This is a genomic window from Parapedobacter indicus (assembly GCF_900113765.1).
In the GTDB taxonomy this organism is placed as follows: domain Bacteria; phylum Bacteroidota; class Bacteroidia; order Sphingobacteriales; family Sphingobacteriaceae; genus Parapedobacter; species Parapedobacter indicus.
The window spans coordinates 122,626-141,401 of sequence record NZ_FOQO01000012.1; the positions used below are offsets into that span (position 1 = coordinate 122,626).

16 protein-coding genes are annotated in these 18,776 nt (G+C 46.9%); 14 read left to right on the forward strand and 2 right to left on the reverse strand.

Annotated features, from left to right (window positions below; all coding sequences use genetic code 11):
- Nucleotides 1–79 precede the first annotated feature (79 nt).
- Nucleotides 80–838 (forward strand): tRNA pseudouridine(38-40) synthase TruA, encoded by a 759-nt coding sequence (gene truA / locus BMZ56_RS21610; protein WP_090630724.1) that lies wholly within the window; start codon nt 80–82, stop codon nt 836–838.
- A gap of 49 nt (nt 839–887) precedes the next feature.
- Nucleotides 888–2,651, forward strand: coding sequence for an ABC transporter ATP-binding protein (locus BMZ56_RS21615; RefSeq protein WP_090630727.1), 1,764 nt, complete (start codon nt 888–890; stop codon nt 2,649–2,651).
- Nucleotides 2,652–2,660: 9 nt separating this feature from the next.
- Here BMZ56_RS21615 and BMZ56_RS21620 read toward each other — a convergent pair whose 3' ends face one another.
- On the reverse strand, nt 2,661–4,304 hold the full coding sequence (locus BMZ56_RS21620; RefSeq protein WP_090630730.1) for an AsmA family protein: 1,644 nt from the start codon (nt 4,302–4,304) through the stop codon (nt 2,661–2,663).
- Nucleotides 4,305–4,645: 341 nt separating this feature from the next.
- On the opposite strand from BMZ56_RS21620, the gene BMZ56_RS21625 reads away from it, so the two are divergent.
- Complete coding sequence (locus BMZ56_RS21625) at nt 4,646–5,776, forward strand: ATP-binding protein (protein WP_090630733.1); 1,131 nt, start codon at nt 4,646–4,648, stop codon at nt 5,774–5,776.
- Between the two features lie 22 nt (nt 5,777–5,798).
- On the opposite strand, the gene BMZ56_RS21630 is transcribed toward BMZ56_RS21625, so the two are convergent.
- Nucleotides 5,799–6,236 (reverse strand): RrF2 family transcriptional regulator, encoded by a 438-nt coding sequence (locus BMZ56_RS21630; RefSeq protein ID WP_090630735.1) that lies wholly within the window; start codon nt 6,234–6,236, stop codon nt 5,799–5,801.
- A 215-nt stretch (nt 6,237–6,451) separates the two neighbouring features.
- On the opposite strand from BMZ56_RS21630, the gene BMZ56_RS21635 reads away from it, so the two are divergent.
- The 11 genes from BMZ56_RS21635 to BMZ56_RS21685 all read left to right on the forward strand — a co-directional run bounded on the left by BMZ56_RS21635 (nt 6,452) and on the right by BMZ56_RS21685 (nt 18,747).
- Nucleotides 6,452–6,910: a helix-turn-helix domain-containing protein gene (locus BMZ56_RS21635; protein WP_218146638.1), complete on the forward strand. Its 459-nt coding sequence runs from the start codon at nt 6,452–6,454 to the stop codon at nt 6,908–6,910.
- A gap of 125 nt (nt 6,911–7,035) precedes the next feature.
- A complete protein-coding gene (locus tag BMZ56_RS21640) occupies nt 7,036–9,513 on the forward strand; it encodes an SLBB domain-containing protein (RefSeq protein ID WP_177195252.1) in 2,478 nt (825 codons plus the stop codon).
- Nucleotides 9,514–9,518: 5 nt separating this feature from the next.
- Entirely contained in the window at nt 9,519–10,628 is a 1,110-nt protein-coding gene (locus BMZ56_RS21645) for a Wzz/FepE/Etk N-terminal domain-containing protein (protein WP_090630743.1), read from the forward strand.
- Nucleotides 10,629–10,764: 136 nt separating this feature from the next.
- Entirely contained in the window at nt 10,765–12,078 is a 1,314-nt protein-coding gene (locus BMZ56_RS21650) for a nucleotide sugar dehydrogenase (protein ID WP_090630746.1), read from the forward strand.
- A 12-nt stretch (nt 12,079–12,090) separates the two neighbouring features.
- Complete coding sequence (lhgD, locus tag BMZ56_RS21655; RefSeq protein ID WP_090630748.1) at nt 12,091–13,293, forward strand: L-2-hydroxyglutarate dehydrogenase; 1,203 nt, start codon at nt 12,091–12,093, stop codon at nt 13,291–13,293.
- Nucleotides 13,294–13,298: 5 nt separating this feature from the next.
- Complete coding sequence (locus BMZ56_RS21660) at nt 13,299–14,438, forward strand: DegT/DnrJ/EryC1/StrS family aminotransferase (protein ID WP_218146639.1); 1,140 nt, start codon at nt 13,299–13,301, stop codon at nt 14,436–14,438.
- The gene (locus BMZ56_RS21665) at nt 14,428–15,012 is read left to right on the forward strand and encodes an acyltransferase (protein WP_090630750.1); all 585 of its coding nucleotides are present in this window, start codon (nt 14,428–14,430) and stop codon (nt 15,010–15,012) included. Before BMZ56_RS21660 ends, BMZ56_RS21665 begins: the two co-directional genes overlap by 11 nt.
- Complete coding sequence (locus BMZ56_RS21670) at nt 15,013–16,032, forward strand: Gfo/Idh/MocA family protein (RefSeq protein ID WP_090630753.1); 1,020 nt, start codon at nt 15,013–15,015, stop codon at nt 16,030–16,032.
- A gap of 6 nt (nt 16,033–16,038) precedes the next feature.
- Complete coding sequence (locus BMZ56_RS21675) at nt 16,039–17,139, forward strand: DegT/DnrJ/EryC1/StrS family aminotransferase (protein WP_090630756.1); 1,101 nt, start codon at nt 16,039–16,041, stop codon at nt 17,137–17,139.
- On the forward strand, nt 17,136–18,089 hold the full coding sequence (locus BMZ56_RS21680) for an NAD-dependent epimerase/dehydratase family protein (protein WP_090630758.1): 954 nt from the start codon (nt 17,136–17,138) through the stop codon (nt 18,087–18,089). Before BMZ56_RS21675 ends, BMZ56_RS21680 begins: the two co-directional genes overlap by 4 nt.
- A 37-nt stretch (nt 18,090–18,126) precedes the next feature.
- A complete protein-coding gene (locus BMZ56_RS21685) occupies nt 18,127–18,747 on the forward strand; it encodes an LbetaH domain-containing protein (RefSeq protein WP_090630761.1) in 621 nt (206 codons plus the stop codon).
- Nucleotides 18,748–18,776: the final 29 nt, after the last annotated feature.

The window sequence follows — 18,776 nt, forward strand, 5'->3', positions numbered from 1 at the left end:
AGGAACCTAGTGGCGTGAACGAAGTGAGCGTTGCAGTTCCGTCGTGCATAACATCAGCATATTCTTTACCTTTGTCTCCGTGAAAAACACCAACAGGTATTTCATTGAGATCGCGTTTGATGGCCGTGCCTATCACGGCTGGCAGATTCAGCCGAACGCGCAGACGGTACAGCAAGTGCTCGACCAAGCATTGAGTACGCTCCACCGGCAACCCATCCATACGGTAGGCTGCGGCCGTACAGACACCGGTGTACACGCCACCCAGTTGTATGCCCATTTTGATCTGGATCGTACGTTGGTTCCAGCAGATATTCCCAAACTCCTGTATCAAGTCAATGCATTGCTTCCCCTCGATATCGCTGCGAAAAGGCTCTTAGCCGTAGCGCCGGATGCCCATGCACGTTTTGATGCAACCAGGCGCTCCTACGAATACCATGTGCATTTCCAGAAAGACCCGTTTTTGCGGGGCCGGTCGTGGCTGCTACGCGATGTACCCGATGTAGCGGCCATGAATGCCGCGGCAGCGATCCTTTTGCAATACGAAGACTTTGCCTGCTTCAGCAAATCCCACACGCAGGTACACACCCATATTTGTCACATCACGCATGCCGAGTGGCTTTGGGCAAACGACAACCAGTTGGTATTTCATATCTCGGCAAACCGGTTCCTGCGCAACATGGTGCGGGCCATCGTGGGGACCTTGGTAGAAATCGGACGGGGTGAACATGCTCCCGAACACATGCATACGGTTATACAAAGTAAGGACCGTTCGGCGGCAGGCGCTTCCGTGCCACCGGATGGATTATACCTCACGGAAGTAGCCTATCCGTACCTTTGAGTTACAAGCATATACATGTCCACCAAATATCGTACTTTTGCAGCAACCCATGAGCGATCCCAACATCACCGGCAAGACGTATGATACGCACCTGCTCCGCAGGATGATGCGATATGTGAAGCCCTATCGGGGGATTTTTGCCATTTCCGTCGTCCTTACCATCGTCATGGCAGTTGTAGCGCCGGCCCTCCCCATGGTTATTGAATATACACTGGATCGGTTTATTCTTCAGAATGACATCGACGGGCTTCAGCTGATGCTGATGATCATGCTGGGGCTGCTGGTGGTCCAAACGGTGATCCGTTATTTCCATACGTTGATGACCAGCACGCTGGGACAGTCTGTAATACGTGATTTGCGCATCGATGTGTTCAACCACATTACCGGTTTGCGGCTGAAGTATTTTGACCGTACGCCGATCGGCCGACTGATTACCCGGACCATCTCCGACCTGGAAACCATTGCCAATATCTTTTCGGAGGGACTCATTCAGATCATTGGCGACATCCTCCAGCTGGTGGTTATCCTTGGGGTGATGTTTTATACCGACTGGAAGCTCACGCTGGTTGTATTGATCCCGATGCCACTGATGATCGGTGCCACCTACGTGTTTAAGGAGGCCATGAAATCCGCTTTTCAGGATGTGCGTAAATGGGTATCCAACCTCAATACCTTCCTGCAGGAACACATATCGGGCATCAGCATCATCCAGTACTTTGCCCGTGAAGAGCAGGAAATGCATACGTTCAAGGCGGCCAATGCCGAGCATCGCAATGCACACATCCGCGCCAATTGGTATTTTTCGATTTTCTTTCCGGTCATTGAAGTCATTATGGCTATTGCTTTGGGCCTGTTGGTTTGGTACGGATCCAAGCAGGTGCTGGCCGGAATGCTGTCGCCGGGTGTCATTGTAGCTTTCATCATGTACATCAACATGATCTTTCGCCCCATCCGGGAGCTGGTGGATAAGTTCAACACACTGCAAATGGGAATGGTGAGCGCCGAGCGGATATTTGCGGTGCTGGATACCGATGAGCAGACCCCCAATACAGGCACCCAGAAGCCCAGTGTAATCCGTGGCGACATTGTATTCGACAACGTATGGTTTGCTTACGATGAAGACAAATGGGTGCTGAAAGACATCAGCTTTCACGTAAAGCCCGGCGAAACGCTGGCGCTGGTGGGCGCCACCGGCGCGGGCAAGTCGTCTACTATCAATATCCTTAGCCGCTTTTACGAAGTAAACCAGGGGGCCATCCTGCTGGATGGGGTAGACATCCGACAATACGAACTCAATTACCTGCGCCGTACCATTGCCACCGTATTGCAGGATGTCTTCCTGTTTTCCGACACCGTAGCCAACAACATCGGCCTGAACGATCCGGCCATCACGCGTGAGCAGATCGTTCAGGCAGCCAAGCAGGTGGGCGCCCATGACTTTATCATGCGGTTGCCCGGTGGATATGACTATGAGGTACAGGAACGGGGCGCTACCCTTTCCTCCGGACAGGCACAATTGATTTCCTTCATCCGGGCGTTGGTTCACGACCCCAAAATATTGGTGCTAGACGAAGCCACGTCATCGGTGGATACGGAGACCGAAGGACTTATTCAGCGCGCCATCGATACGTTGATGAAGGACCGCACCTCCATCGTTATCGCCCACCGGCTGTCGACCATCCAGAAGGCCGATAAAATCATCGTGCTGGATAAAGGCGAAATGAAGGAGATGGGCTCCCACCAAGAGCTGCTGCGCATCGACGGCTATTACCGTCGACTGTATGAGCTACAATTTCATTCAGCCGGTATATAGCGATTGTACCTACGGGGCCGACAGCCCGATACACTCCTTTGTTCCCTCGCGGATACTGCGCCAGATCATTTTAAAAAAAGAAAAGTCGTTGGGCCGCTTGATGTATAGTTGACCGGTATGCCGTACGCCGTTGGCGTCCGGATTGCTGTCGTTCAAAAGAAATCGGTTGGCAAAGAAAGAAAACACCCGTTTCTCCGACATTTCTCCATCGTTATCTTCCTTAAGGAACGCTACCTTCAGCCGGTCGTAATCCAGTTCCAGCGTTCCGCCGGTACCGCGGTCGTCCGCTTTCATGTCAAAGCGCATTCCTTTGATCGCCGCACTTTCGACCTCCACGTTCAGCTGCGGCGTAAGCATCCGGTTAAAGGCGGTCCCATCCATCGCAGCCAGCTTAGCCGTATAGGTATGCGCGCCCAGGCTATCCAAGAGGTCAAAACGGAAATCAACCGTTAAGTCGCCGGTTCCCATCACGCGTGAGCGTGCATGCAACCGCATGTAGCGGTCACGCGCCAATGTTGTGGAGTCATTAGTCACGTTACGGAACGCGCCGTTGGTTTGGTCGAAGGTCACGGTGCCCGCTTTACCGGTTTTATCGCTCACCTCGGTAAATCGGACATCCACGGCACGGATCAGCACGGAGTCGATGGCCAGCGGTTGTTTTAACCGCAGCAGCTGCTGATGAGGTGATTTGCCGATTTTATTCTCGGGCGGGTTGGGCTGTGTTTTATCCTTGTAGATGGCGATATGCCCGCTGTCGACATACAATGCTGCAGCGGCCAGCAGCTCCTTTTTTACCCAGCTCGACCTGTCCATTCCGGCTAGGCGGATGCGTGCAATTTCGATATCCGCGATGTCTTCCGCCCGTTGCATCTGGCGGTAAAATTCCGCTTGGCTTACGGTAATCCGATAGCGCAGGCTGTCGATCGTTAGCTCCCGGGCGTCGGTTTGGAAATGCGCCGGCCCAGCTTGGAACAGATAGAGGCTATCCGGCCGGATGTATGTCAGCGTGCGTACCTCCACATCAACCGATTCCGCGCCGTATAGGCGGGTGGTATCTGCTAACGAAGTCGAATCGATGCGGATATCCCGTAGGGTTACGTTGACGTGTGGCACCAGCAAATGCGCCGCACTGCCTTCCTCCTTCATTTCCAGTCGGCCTTCCCGTAAGAGGATGCGGTTTACGTTTATGCGTGATACCAATTCGGTCAGCCTTTCCAACGGCGATTCCGAAGCCACATCCACGGTTGTGGTATCGTTTTGCGGATGACGCAGCAGCGTTACCGATGGAGTATCAAGGGCGATGGTACCGATATGCAATTTTTTGGATAGGAACCACCTGAGCACACCGATGCCGCTAATCCGAAGTCGGCCTATGCGCACGTGATAGGTCGTTTCTGCAGCGGGTCGTTGGGATTTAGCGGTTGTATCCGGCACAAGCCGTATACCGGTTGCCGTAGCGCTTCCCCCGAGCAGCGAAAGGCTTAGCTGTTCATACGTCAATTGGTATCGGCCGTCCGTTCCGCTATGGATACGTTCTTTCAGCTGGGCCTCCCATTGAGGCTTCAACCGGTAGTTTACGTACCAATTGACTAAGAATGTGAGGATAAGTAGGCCCGCGGCAATACCGATTGCCCATTTCCAAAAAGGTCTCATTAAGGAAGAAACGCAGGAGAGGCTTAAAATGTTTGTTGGTGATAATGGTCAACGGACATCACTTGATGAGTACCTGGTGAAACGTAACCTAAAACATGCCTAAATATACCGTTGTATTAACCAAGAAAGCCGAAAAATAACTTGATAAATTACCGAACCAAATCTTATCATCAATCCTTCAGAGCATTTCGTCAAAACCGCGCCTCAGCAACTTTGCGAAACCGCGCCTCAGCGAATCCGCGACTTAGCAACTCAACGACTGCGCTCTTAAGCAATTTTGTAAAATTAGCGAACGGAATCGCAAAATTTATATTATATTTGCGAATGGAATCGCAGAATTTATGATTAATAGAGATATTGCCCCATCTGTCAACAGCCGGCTTGCTGACGAAAAAGCGATTATTCTTTTGGGACCCCGGCAAGTTGGTAAAAGTACATTGTTAAAGCAGCTTGCCCCGGCGTTCAGGCAAAAGGTCGTTGAATGGAGCGGAGATGATGCAGATGTGCGCACGCTGTTGGCCAATCCGACCGCGACGCTGCTCAGGCAGTATATCGGCGCGGCCAAGACACTGGTCATCGACGAGGCCCAGCGCATCGAAAACATCGGTTTGTGCATTAAACTTATCGTGGACCAGATTCCGGGCGTCAAAGTCATTGCAACCGGGTCTTCTGCATTTGACTTGGCCAATCGGATCAATGAACCGCTCACCGGCCGTAAGTGGGAATACCGCCTATATCCCTTTTCATTCGGCGAAATGGTGAACCATCATGGTTTTATGGAAGAAAACCGGCTTTTGAACCATCGGCTGATTTACGGCTATTATCCCGAAATCGTGAATAATCCAGGCGAGGAGGAAGTAAGACTGAAGCAATTGTCCAGTAGTTACCTGTACAAAGACATTCTCACATGGGAACGCATACAAAAGCCAGACAAAATGGAACGGCTCGTTCAGGCGCTGGCTTTTCAGCTAGGCAATGAGGTGTCCTTTAATGAGTTGGGGCAACTGACCGGGCTGGACAATGAGACGACCGAAAAATATGTCGATCTGCTGGAAAAGTCGTTCATCGTCTTCCGGCTGGGATCGCTTAGCCGAAACCTGCGCAACGAGTTGAAAAAAAGCCGGAAATTTTATTTTTACGACAACGGGCTCCGCAATGCGGTTATCAATCAATTCAGTCCGGTTGCCTTGCGGCAGGACATCGGAGCGCTTTGGGAAAATTTTGTCGTGAGCGAACGGGTCAAATACCTGGCCTATCGGGAGATCAATTGCAACCGCTACTTCTGGCGGACACACGCACAGCAGGAAGTCGATTATATCGAGGAACGGAATGGGCAGATGCGGGCATATGAATTCAAATGGAACGCCCATACCAAAGCTCGTTTCCCCAAGACATTTCTGGATGCATACCCGGGTACGGAGGCCCATATCCTAACACCCGAAAACTTCCAGGCGTTTTTGCTTGAGCCCTGAACCGGGCAATCCTGAACGTTGCTCACACGTCCAATTCCAGCCGTTTCTCTTTATTAATGATGTCGGCTACGCTGGTATCGTTCAGAATTTGAAGCATGGCATTGCGGACATCGATAAATGTATCCCGGATGCCGCATACTTCTTCGGATTTGCATTCGTCGCAGCGGCGGTAGAAATTCAGGCTCACACAGGGCAGTAGCGCGATGGGACCGTCGATCAGACGCATCACCTGCGACAGGCGGATGTCTTCCGGCGCTTTGTTGAGGCTATATCCGCCTCCGGCGCCCTTTTTGCTGTACAGGATTCCCGCATTTCGCATTTCCAACAAGATCTGCTCGAGAAACTTCTTCGGGATGCGTTCCTCTTCCGCAATGCGCAGGATCTGCATCGGTTCCTTACCGTAATTCCGGCCTAAAACGATCAGTGCTTTGATAGCGTATTTGGTCTTTTTGGATAACATCCCTCGTTATTAGTGATTTGTACAAAAAACAAAGATACGGATTTTTTGATAAAGGCAAGGGAATCGCCTAATCGAAGCTATCCTGCGAAACCGCGACTTAGCGAATCCGATCTTGTGCAAATTTGTAACCAACAAAAAAAAGAGTACTTTTGTTGCTCGATTAGGAATTCATGCTCGATTCGCTCATTACTTCAAAAACCCGTTTGCGCCTGCTGGTGAAATTTTTCATTAATGCCGCCAACCGTGGTCATATGCGGGGATTGGCCGAGGAATTCAACGAGTCCACCAACGCCATCCGCAAGGAGCTCAATAATCTTTCCGAGGCTGGGTATCTGGAAAAGGAAGCCCAGCAGAACCGCGTCACGTACCGGGCGAATATAAGACATCCGCTGTTTGGTTCGTTGCAGGATATCGTACACAAATATCTCGGGCTAGACCGCATTGTAGAAACCGTATTAAGCCGCATGGGTGAAGTGGAGCAGGTGGTTATTACGGGCGATTATGCCGAGGGACGGGACAGCGGCGTGGTGGAGGTAACGGTTGTCGGACCGTCGCTCAATGCGGATTATCTGGCGCAACTGGCGCCTAAGATGGAAGGGGTCATTGGACGGAAAGTGGTGTTTACGTTGAGCTATAAGAAAATTGATAATGGCTTGGTGTTGTACGAGCGATGAAAATTTGGCTTAATTTTAGCAGTGCATCCGCTCAAAAAACGTTAAATTGCACGGGAAACCATTTTATGACTAAGGAGAATATGTACCTTTGCCAAATTCGAACATTATATAATAAGCGGAGAAACGTGAATAGATTGATCAAACGATGTATGTTGGTGCTGGCGGGGTTATGCTGGCTATTCATGGCAGAGGCACAAGCGCAAGTTCAAGTCCAGGATGTTTCCAAGATCCGAGTTGAACAGTTGTCGGACGACCAGGTGAAGCGCATCATCACCGAAGCGGAAAAACGCCATTTGACAGACGACCAGTTGATTCAGAGCTTAGCCCAGCGTGGAATGCCCGCCGCCGAGCAGCAAAAATTACGCAGCCGGATCGCGCTAGTACGGCAGCAAAATACCCCTGCCGGGAAGCGCGCCTCCAATCTCGCGGACCAGCAGGGGCGCCGTGTAACGGATACGACAACCGCTTTTTTGGACAGTCTAGTTCTCGTAAAGGACACAGCCGATACCAGTCGTATCTTTGGCGCCAAGCTATTTCGCAATACGGATATCCGTTTTCAGCCGAATCTGAATATCCCGACACCCAAAAATTACGTCATCGGCACAGGCGATGAGCTGATGCTGGTACTCACTGGTGATAACGAAGCCAGCTATACACTTCCTGTATCACCAGAAGGAACCGTCAATATCGATTATGTAGGCATTGTGTCGGTTGCGGGCCTCACCATCGAAGACGCAAGTGACAAAATCCGGAGCCAGCTACGGTCCACCTATCCGCAATTGAGTTCAGGCCGGACACGGCTATCACTTACGTTGGGCAATATCCGTAGTGTTAAAGTGACACTCACGGGGTACGTTACCCGTCCCGGTACATACACCCTGCCTTCACTGGCCAACGTGTTCCATGCACTGTATGCATCGGGCGGCCCTACCGACAAAGGTACGTTTCGTAATATCCAGCTCATCCGGAATAATAAGGTGATCCACACCATCGATGCCTATGATTTCCTGACCAAAGGTATCCAGCCCGGCAACGTGCGGTTGGAAGATGGCGATGTTATCCATATCCCGGTATTTGATCGCCATGTAACGGTCGATGGCCTAGTAAATAACCCCGGCATCTTCGAACCAATAGCCGATGAAACGCTGGAAGATCTGCTGCGGTTTGCGGGTGGTTTTGCGCCAGAAGCGTACCGGGCGAAAGTGAAGGTACTCCAGATTACCGACCGCCAGCGCAGCGTGGCTGACATCTATGCAGAAGACTTTACTACCTATACACCCCAAAACGGAGATCAATACATCGTTGAAGAAGTTCTGGATCGCTATGCCAATCGCGTAGCGATCGAGGGGGCGGTGTTCCGCCCAGGCCTGTACGCACTTACGGAAGGGCTCACCCTCCGTCAGCTCATCCAGCAAGCGGACGGCCTCAAAGAAGATGCCTTCATGTCACGTGCATACATCAACCGGCTAAATCCGGACAACACACAACAGCTCATCACCGTCGATCTCACTAAGCTGATGGCAGGCTCCGCACAGGAAGATCAGGTGCTTCAGCGCGAAGATAAAGTGCTGATTTCATCCATTTTTGACCTCCGCGAAGAATACACTGTGTCCATAAGTGGACAGGTGCGTAAACCCGGTCAGTTTGAGTATATTGAACAGATGACGCTTGGCAACCTTATTCAGCTGAGTGGCGGGTTGGCCGAAGCTGCTAACATCGAGTATATAGATGTAGCACGCCGTATCCGCCGTAACACCAACGAACGAGATTCAACCATTTCTGAGTTGGTACGTATCAATTTTGACACTCGAGAAGAGGTCGTACAATCGGATTTCGTGCTGCAACCGTTTGACATGGTGAGTGTACATACCAGCACCGGTTATCAGGTACAACGTATCGTACGCATTGAAGGCGAGGTTAATTATCCCGGCGAGTACGCATTGCTTAAGAAGGATGAAACCATTTCAGACCTCATTCGGCGTGCCGGTGGCGTTACCGAATTTGCCTACTTGCCGGGCGCCTCGCTGCAGCGTAATGCATCAGATGCCTTGGTAGCACAGGGACATAGCGCCTTGACAGGGGCTGCCCGTCAAGAATTAGCTGAGCGTGAAAAAGAGCAAGCTCAAATACAGAGTCAGGTATTGGAGAATACGCTGCAAAGCCAGGACAGTGTGGAAACAGATCTGTTTTTTAGCAACTATGTAGGCATTAAACTGGATGAGATACTAGAAGGCAATACTAAATATGATATTCCGTTGGAAGATAAAGATGTGATCATCGTACCACGACAACTTCGTACGGTGATGGTTCGGGGACAAGTGCTCAACCCTAATCGAATCGTATATCAGAAAGGTAAACCTCTAAAGTATTATATTCGCCAAGCGGGTGGTTTTACTGCAAAGGCGCATAAACGTAAAACCTTTGTGCAGCATGCTAACGGATCCGTTGAAGGGAGCAGTATGGGATACCCCGAGGTGCTTCCGGGCAGTGAAATTATCGTTCCAACCAGGCCAGAGCGTGAGAAGCTCGGCGTACAGGCTTGGGTGAGTATGGGCAGCGTGGCAACTTCGTTAGCAGCGGTTATTGTAAGTTTATTGAGGTAAGTAATATGACAACTGAACCGTTACAACCATTAGATGATGGTGAAATCTCCATAAAGGAAATAATTTTAGATATTCAAATCTGGTTGAATTATCTGCTATCTAAATGGCGGATTTTACTGATTGTCGGAGCCTTGGGAGGTGTAATCGGGCTAGCCTATGCATTTTTGAAGCAACCGTTGTATACCGCTACAACTACTTTTGTGTTGGAAGGAAACGATACTCGGACCAACTTAGGGGGGCTATCAGGCATGGCGGCTTTAGCGGGAATTGATCTTGGAGGAAATGCTGGGGGACTCTTTCAGGGTAATAACATCTTGGAGCTGTATAAGTCGCGGAACATGCTTGAAAAGACATTAATGTCAAGAACAAATCAAAGTTCCAACGAATTGCTCATCGAGCGTTACATCGCATATAGAAATCTCAAAGACGACTGGGAAAATCAACCCGAATTGCTAGCACTGGATTTTCATAAAGCTCCTGAAACGTTGGATTCTTTGACGCGCAGGTCGCGTGACGGTGTGATTACGTCGATTGTCAATGCAATTAGATCGGAGGTTTTAACCGTGGAGAAACCGGATAAGAGCTTATCCATCGTTCAGGTTGATGTTTCTTCGCCGGATGAGGTCTTTTCGAAGGCGTTCAATGAGAACTTGGTTAAGGAAGTAAATGAATTCTATGTTCAGACCAAGACAAAGAAATCAACCGACAATATTGCCATCCTTGAACAGAAAGTTGATTCGGTACATGCAGTGATGACGGGAGCAATTTATTCCGCGGCCAAAGTTTCTGATGCGACGCCCAATCTCAACCCGACACGGCAAGTGCAGCGCACGGCTCCAACTCAGGAAGCGCAATTTTCGGCAGAGACGAATAAGGCTATATTGAGTCAATTATTACAGAATCTGGAGTTAACTAAGATGAATTTATTGCAAGAGCAACCCCTTATTCAATTGGTCGATCAACCAGTCTATCCACTTAAGGTCGAGCGAGTGGGTAAAGTAAAGGGTATTATTGTTGGCGGTTTTTTATTCGTTTTTCTTACCGCGTTAATGCTTATCTTACGAAGATTTTACCGAAAAATTATGGGAATGGGAATAGAGGTCCGTGAGGCTTAGCAAAGACAAGTTTAATCTTGTTGTATAAATAATTTCTATGTGTCAAATAAATGAGTACTTTTGTTGCTCGTTAGCTTTTGAAATTGTAACCATCTAGCATTACCATATTTTTTAAAAAATTGAATAATTGGATTATATGAGTAACCATTCTTCAACAACAGTCATAGAAAATGCCCGCATTGCCGTTATCGGATTGGGCTATGTTGGCTTACCTTTAGCGATTGAGTTCGGCAGAAAGTACAACGTATTGGGGTTTGATATAAACGACGAGCGTGTAAAAGAGCTTCAGGCAGGCAAGGACCGAACACAAGAAGCCGACTTGAAAGGATTGAAGGCAGTGATGGCGTTAAAGAAAGAATCAGAGATCGGCTTATCCTTTTCCGCCGATCTAGAAGATCTTGCTTTTTACAACACCTACATTGTCACCGTACCTACTCCCATCGATCAGTTCAAGGCTCCAGATCTGACACCGCTTATCAAAGCGTCTGAAATGTTGGGTAAGGTGTTGAAAGTAGGCGATATCGTGATTTATGAATCGACGGTATATCCGGGCTGTACGGAAGAAGACTGTGTGCCGGTACTGGAGCGTGTTTCCGGACTGACCTTTAATAAAGATTTCTTCGCCGGCTATTCGCCCGAGCGCATCAATCCCGGTGATAAGATTAACACGCTTACCAAAATTAAGAAAGTGACCAGCGGCTCCACTCCGGAGATTGCTGATCGGGTAGATGACTTATACCGATCGATTATTGAAGCGGGAACACATAAAGCCCCAAGTCTCAAGGTAGCAGAGGCTTCGAAGGCCATCGAGAATGCACAACGTGACGTTAATATTTCTTTTGTAAACGAACTCTCTTTAATCTTTGACCGTATCGGAATCGATACTAATGACGTGATTGAAGCTGCTGGAACCAAATGGAATTTCTTAAAGTATCAGCCGGGGCTGGTTGGTGGGCATTGTATTGGTGTTGATCCTTACTACTTGGCGCACAAAGCGCAAGCTTTAGGTTACCATCCGCAGGTAATTCTTTCCGGCCGCCGTGTCAATGATCATATGGGTGCGTTTGTGGCAGATAAGGTGGTGAAGTTGATGATTCAAAAGGACCACAAAATCAAAGATTCCCGGGCATTAATTATGGGAATCACTTTTAAAGAGAACTGCCCCGATATCCGGAACACCCGAGTAGTAGACATTTATCATGAATTGGTTCAGTTTGGTCTTACTGTGGATATTTACGACCCTTGGGCAGATGCCGAAGAAGTAAAACATGAATATGGTTTAAATATTCTCAACGCAGTAGATAGTAATGTTGTTTACGATGCCATTGTAGTAGCCGTAGCACACAACGAATTCCTTAAGTTTGATTATCAAAAGGTCAAACGTAATAACGGAGTGATTTTCGATACCAAAGCCTGCTTGAACCGGGATTTGGTGGATGGCAGGTTGTAGGATGACGTCACTATGATAGCAAAACAATACGATGTCGTCGTGATCGGTGCTGGATTAGTTGGTTTAGCAACCGCCTATCGGTTTTTACAGCTTCATCCTACTGCCCGCGTACTCATCATCGAAAAAGAGGCTGCCGTTGCACAACATCAATCAGGGCATAACAGTGGTGTCATCCACAGTGGTATTTATTACAAACCCGGTAGTCTAAAGGCAATTAACTGTATTAATGGCTATGCGGACCTTATTCGATTTGCGAAAGAATATGGTATCGCCTATGAACTGTGTGGGAAGTTGATTGTCGCAACTTCACCGGAGGAAGGTTCTGCGTTGAACAATATTTTCAACCGTGGTATACAAAACGGCTTACAGCAACTGCGTCTACTTACGCAAGCCGAATTGAAGGAATTCGAACCGCACGCAGCAGGTATAGCGGCCATCCACGTGCCACAAACGGGTATCATTGATTACCCAGCAATGGCTAGAAGGCTCCAAGAGCTGATCGAGCAGGCTGGCGGTGAATTTGTTTTTAGCGAGAAGGTTATGAGCGTTTCAGCAATCGCTAATACAGTTACTATCGAAACGGAGAAACAAAGCTATACGACAAAGCAAGCCGTCACCTGCGCAGGCCTCCAATCCGATCGCGTGGCGTCTTATACAGACGCTACAAATGACTTGCGTATCATTCCCTTCCGTGGTGAGTACTACAAATTGAAGCCCGAAAAGGAATACCTTGTTAAAAATCTCATTTATCCCGTACCGGATCCCAAGTTTCCATTTCTTGGTGTTCATTTCACCCGGATGATCAGCGGTGGCGTAGAAGCGGGACCAAATGCGGTATTAGCGTTTAAACGTGAAGGATATCGTTTTTCAAGCTTAGATATAGGAGATACGCTTGATACCTTGGCGTGGCCAGGCTTCTGGAAAATTGTCGGTAAATACGGAAGAACAGGCATGGGAGAAATTTATCGGTCATTATCTAAATCCGCATTCACGAAAGCACTGCAAAAGCTGCTCCCCGAAATTCAGGAATCCGACTTAGTTCCCGGAGGAGCAGGCGTACGTGCGCAGGCGTGTGATCGACAAGGTAACCTCATCGATGATTTTAATATCCTGCGTAAAGAAAATATTATCCATGTTCGGAACGCACCATCGCCTGCAGCGACATCGTGCCTTTCCATTGGACAATATATCACTAACCAACTTATTGCTAATTAAGTCCTATGAACGAGAAGATACAAATGGTCGATTTAAAAAACCAATACCTTCGTATTAAGGAAGAGATTGACCAGTCCTTATTATCCGCCGTTGCGGAAACCGCTTATATCAATGGACCTCAAGTAAAAGCATTCATTGAATCTCTTAAATCATTCAATCGAGTTCAACATGCGGTAACTTGCGGAAATGGGACCGATGCACTACAGATTGCCATGATGGGCTTGGGGTTCAAGCCTGGAGACGAGGTCATCGTACCTGCATTTACGTATATCGCTACGGTAGAAGTGATTGCTTTATTGGGATTAATACCCAAGTTCATTGATGTGAGACCAGACACATTTGAACTCGATTACGAGCAATTGGAATCAAAGATTACCGATAAAACGGTAGGTATCGTACCAGTTCATCTTTTCGGCCAATGCTCCAATATGGAAGCCATCAACGCGATTGCAGCTAAATACGGAGTATCCGTTATCGAAGATACCGCACAGGCAATGGGAGCTGAATACATCTACGCTGACGGCCATAAACAATTTGCGGGTACTGTCGGCACCATTGGTACCACCTCCTTTTTCCCATCAAAAAACCTCGGCTGTTTTGGCGATGGCGGTGCATTGCTTACTAACGACGAGACACTGGCGCAGCGCGTTCACATGATCGCCAACCATGGCCAACGCCAAAAATACCATCATGAGTCTATCGGCGTAAATTCTAGGTTGGATACCGTGCAAGCTGCAATATTGAATGTGAAGATCAACCACCTTCATGAATATGCACGTGCACGCCAAGCAGTTGCCGCGAAGTATGATTCGAGTCTTGATGACATTAAAGGTATATCAATACCGGTCAGGGCGAATTATTCGACCCATGTATTTAACCAATACACTTGTAAAATAGCTAATAACAGGCGGGATGCATTCAAAGCATTCTTGCAAGAAAGAGGTGTGCCATCGATGGTTTATTACCCAATTCCGGTACACCTACAGCAGGCATATGGCCAATACGGGTACAACGAGGGCGACTTTCCGGTGTCCGAACAGCTTTGTCGCGATGTCATATCCCTTCCCATACACACTGAAATGAAAGAAGAGATTCAGGACTATATCATTGAACAAGTAAAAGCATTTTTTACGGATGAACACTGAGAGTAGCTATTTCATACACCCAACAGCGGTTGTCGACGAAGGCGCGAATATTGGTCAAGACACCAAGATCTGGCATTTTTCGCACGTTATGCCAAATTGTAAAATTGGTGAGCGCTGCAATATCGGTCAAAATGTGGTGGTTTCACCCGGTGTAATATTAGGGACCAACGTAAAAGTGCAAAATAATGTATCTATTTACGAAGGTGTCACCTGCGACGATGATGTATTTCTTGGACCATCCATGGTGTTTACCAACGTAACGAATCCACGTAGTGCAGTAAATCGGCGAGGGCAATATGCGAAAACCCATGTGGGAAAGGGCGCTTCCATAGGTGCCAACGCAACGATAGTCTGCGGTCACGATATTGGCGCTTATGCCTTTATCGGAGCTGGAGCTGTAGTTACCAAAACTGTTGCTTCTTATGCATTGGTGGTAGGCAATCCTGCCAGACAAATCGGTTGGGTTAGTGAGTATGGTCACCGATTACATTTCGATGAAAACAACTATGCAGCGTGTCCCGAATCGGGGCAGGAATATGAATTAAAAGAGAATCACGTACAACGAATCAAATAAATGACAGCACTTAACCGAAAAGTCAAATTTGCCGTTATCGGATGCGGCCATATTGGAAAACGCCACGCAGAAATGGTCACCCGGAACGAAGAGAGTGAATTAGTGGCACTGATCGACGTTAAAGACAAGACGCAATTGGGAGTTGACGCGTACTCCGTCCCTTTCTTTAATTCACTGGAAGATTTTTTGGCTTCCGATATTGAAACCGATGTGGTTAATATTGCATCACCCAATGGTTTCCATGCCGAGCAAGCCATGAAATGTCTGGAAGCGCGCAAACACATCGTGGTAGAAAAGCCCATGGCGCTTAATAAGCAGGATGCTGAAAAGGTAATCTTTAAAGCGTTGCAAGTGCATCGGCAGGTTTTTGCAGTCATGCAAAACCGTTATTCGCCACCATCGGTATGGATCAAAGAGCTAATTGAAAGCGGTAAACTTGGAAAGATTTTTATGGTCCAGCTCAATTGCTACTGGAACAGGGATGATCGCTATTATAAACCCGACAGCTGGCATGGTAAGAAGGACTTGGATGGCGGCACGCTTTTTACTCAGTTTTCTCACTTTATCGATATCATGTATTGGCTTTTTGGGGATATTACTAATATCCAAGGCAAATTTAATGATTTCAATCACCAAGAGCTAACTGATTTTGAAGACAGTGGATTTGTTAGTTTCGATTTTGTAAATGGCGGTATGGGGGCGTTGAATTACTCGACGTCCATCTGGAATCAAAACCTGGAAAGTTCGATGACCATTATTGCCGAAAATGGATCCGTAAAAATTGGCGGGCAGTATATGGACAAAGTGGAAGTATGTAATGTGAAAGACTACCAAATGCCCGAATTGGCTCCGACAAACCCGGGTAATGACTACGGAGCTTATAAGGGATCTGCAGCCAACCATCATTATGTTATCGAGAATGTGGTTGACGTACTTAACGGTAGGGCGGCTATCACTACTAATGCCTTGGAAGGGTTAAAGGTGGTAGATATTATTGAGCGGATTTATTCACTGAAATAGAAGATAATGGATTTTATTCCACTGGCCAACCCGGATATACGTGAGTCTGACATCAATTTAGTTAACGACGTTCTTCGTTCTGGAATGTTAGTTCAGGGAAAATATGTTGAAAAACTGGAACAGCGGTTTGCTGAAATTGTGGAGGTGTCAAATGGTATTGCAGTTTCAAACGGAACAGCCACTATGCATTTGGCGCTTCGCGTACTTGGTATCGGTCCCGGAGATGAAGTCATCGTACCCGCATTCTCTTATGTTGCAACGGCAAATGTTGTTGAATTAGTAGGTGCTACTCCGGTATTTGTCGATATCGACATCAATACCTTCAATATTGACACTGAAAAAATTGAAGCAAAGATTACCAAATCTACGAAAGCCATTATCCCGGTACATGAATTCGGATTGTCATGTGATATTGAAGCTGTGGTAGAAATTGCTCGCCAATATAATTTGTTTGTCATAGAAGATGCGGCATGTGCCTTTGGGGCTACGCAGAATGGAAAGTCCGTTGGGTCTTTTGGTGATTTTGGATCATTTTCACTCCACCCTAGAAAATCAATCACTTCAGGCGAAGGAGGGATTATCACAACAGACAACCGCGGTTATGCAAAAAATATAGGGCAACTTCGAAATCACGGCATCGAATATGTAAATGGTCAAATGGAGTTTGTAGCGCCTGGCTTTAATTATCGAATGACTGATTTTCAAGCTGCATTGGCCTATGGGCAGTCCTTGAGAATCGAAGAGATCATACAATTGAAAAATACCCTCGCCGAAGTATATTTAAATGAGATTTCTAATAGCGATATCAAGCTTCCAAATATTCCACATGACCGAAATCACACATGGCAGACGTTTCATATAGTTCTTGGTGACAAATATGAACAACAGGCTGTAATAAGAAAGCTGAAGGATAACAATATTGGAGTAAATTACGGAGCGCAATGTATTCCCGCTACCCATTATTATCAACAGAAGTATGGACTGAACTATACTTCACTATTTCCGAGCGCATATCGGGCTTATAAATCTGGAATAGCGTTGCCCTGTTATGAAAAGTTAAATATTGAACAAGTTAAGTATATCGCAAACGTCATTAATTTATTATGATACAAGGAAAAACTATTTTTATTACGGGGGGAGCGGGTTTTATTGCGAACACGCTCATAAAGAATTATATAGGTGAAAATCAAATCATTGCATATGATAATTTTCATCGAGATACGCTCAGTACAAGTGACGTCGCTAATCACAAAAACCTACGCGTAGTAAAAGGAGACGTACTTGACCTTGAAGACCTTACAAGTGCCATGAAAGACGTTGACATCGTTATTCATGCTGCTGGTATTGCGGGTATTGATACTGTTATTAAAGATCCTGTAAGGACAATGAGGGTTAATATGATGGGAACCGCGAATGCGTTAGAAGCAGCTAAGATCAATAAGATAGCAGACCGATTTATTGACTTTTCGACGTCGGAAATTTTTGGTAGCCATGCATTCAAAAGTTCTGAAACGGATACCGCTGTCTCGGGAAGTGTGGGAGAAGCACGTTGGGTATACGCGGTAAGCAAGCTTGCGGGAGAACATTTAGCACACTCATATTACAAACAATATAATTTGCCTGTTGTGACTGTTCGGCCATTTAATGTTTATGGCCCTGGTCAGACCGGTGAGGGAGCGTTGCAAATTTTCATAAAAAGGGCTCTCAAAAATGAGGATATCTTTATCTATGGAGATGGAACCGCTATTAGGGCTTGGTGCTATGTGGACGATTTCGTTGATTGTTTAATGCGTTGCGTTGAAAATCCGAAAGCAATTGGAGAAAGTTTTAATTTAGGTAACGCTCGAACAGTGATTACCACGTTAGGACTTGCTCAGGCGGTATGTAGGGTCCTAAAATCCTCCTCACGAATCATTTTTAAAGATGCATTGAGCGCGGATATTGAGATGCGTATACCGAGTGTTAGCAAAGCGAAAGATATTCTTGGCTTTGAGGCCAAAGTTGATTTGGACGAAGGGATCGAACGTACCGCAGAGTATTTTAAGAAAATTAGCTAATATTAGCTTTTCCCATTTTTCAAGTTGCACGATAACTATGTATGATTTGTTGATCTTTCCGTTTGGTGGTACGGCTATTGAAGCATTGGATTGTTTAGGACAAGATTATCGTTGTATGGGTTTTGTTAGTGACGATAAAGACAAAATAGGTAAAAGCTATGCAGGGGTTGAAGTTTTTGACAGAGAGGCTTTAGCGAGATTTCCAAATTGTAAGATTCTTGCCGTGCCGGGCAGTCCGTCTTCATATTTAAAAAGGGAAAATATCATCTATTCGCTGAACATAGACAGAGAGAGATTTGCGCGTGTTATCCATCCATCTGCTGTTATTTCGGAGCTTGCAAATTTAGGATATAACACTTTAATAGGTCCGGGGGTAGTGATTACTAGCAATGCACGTATTGGGAACCATGTTTGTATCCTTCCAAATAGTGTCGTTCACCACGACAGTTGGGTCGGTGACTATACAATTATTGGGTCTAACGTTACAATAGCAGGACATGTGGTTATTGGATCGCATTGTTATCTTGGCTCTGGATCCAACGTTATTAACAACTGCTCGGTGGCTGATCAGACGTTGATTGGAATGGGTTCGACGGTGATAAAGTCTTTATTAACCGCAGGTAAGTATGTCGGGAGCCCGGTTAGAAAAATTAATTGAAATTTCATTAATTGGCTGTAATTGAATAG

Coding starts and splice junctions, on each gene's coding strand:
- BMZ56_RS21615 (WP_090630727.1), top strand. CDS start 888: ATGAGCGATCCCAACATCACCGGCAAGACGTATGATACGCACCTGCTC.
- BMZ56_RS21620 (WP_090630730.1), bottom strand. CDS start 4,304: ATGAGACCTTTTTGGAAATGGGCAATCGGTATTGCCGCGGGCCTACTT.
- BMZ56_RS21625 (WP_090630733.1), top strand. CDS start 4,646: ATGATTAATAGAGATATTGCCCCATCTGTCAACAGCCGGCTTGCTGAC.
- BMZ56_RS21630 (WP_090630735.1), bottom strand. CDS start 6,236: ATGTTATCCAAAAAGACCAAATACGCTATCAAAGCACTGATCGTTTTA.
- BMZ56_RS21645 (WP_090630743.1), top strand. CDS start 9,519: ATGACAACTGAACCGTTACAACCATTAGATGATGGTGAAATCTCCATA.
- BMZ56_RS21650 (WP_090630746.1), top strand. CDS start 10,765: ATGAGTAACCATTCTTCAACAACAGTCATAGAAAATGCCCGCATTGCC.
- lhgD (WP_090630748.1), top strand. CDS start 12,091: ATGATAGCAAAACAATACGATGTCGTCGTGATCGGTGCTGGATTAGTT.
- BMZ56_RS21660 (WP_218146639.1), top strand. CDS start 13,299: ATGAACGAGAAGATACAAATGGTCGATTTAAAAAACCAATACCTTCGT.
- BMZ56_RS21665 (WP_090630750.1), top strand. CDS start 14,428: ATGAACACTGAGAGTAGCTATTTCATACACCCAACAGCGGTTGTCGAC.
- BMZ56_RS21670 (WP_090630753.1), top strand. CDS start 15,013: ATGACAGCACTTAACCGAAAAGTCAAATTTGCCGTTATCGGATGCGGC.
- BMZ56_RS21675 (WP_090630756.1), top strand. CDS start 16,039: ATGGATTTTATTCCACTGGCCAACCCGGATATACGTGAGTCTGACATC.
- BMZ56_RS21680 (WP_090630758.1), top strand. CDS start 17,136: ATGATACAAGGAAAAACTATTTTTATTACGGGGGGAGCGGGTTTTATT.
- BMZ56_RS21685 (WP_090630761.1), top strand. CDS start 18,127: ATGTATGATTTGTTGATCTTTCCGTTTGGTGGTACGGCTATTGAAGCA.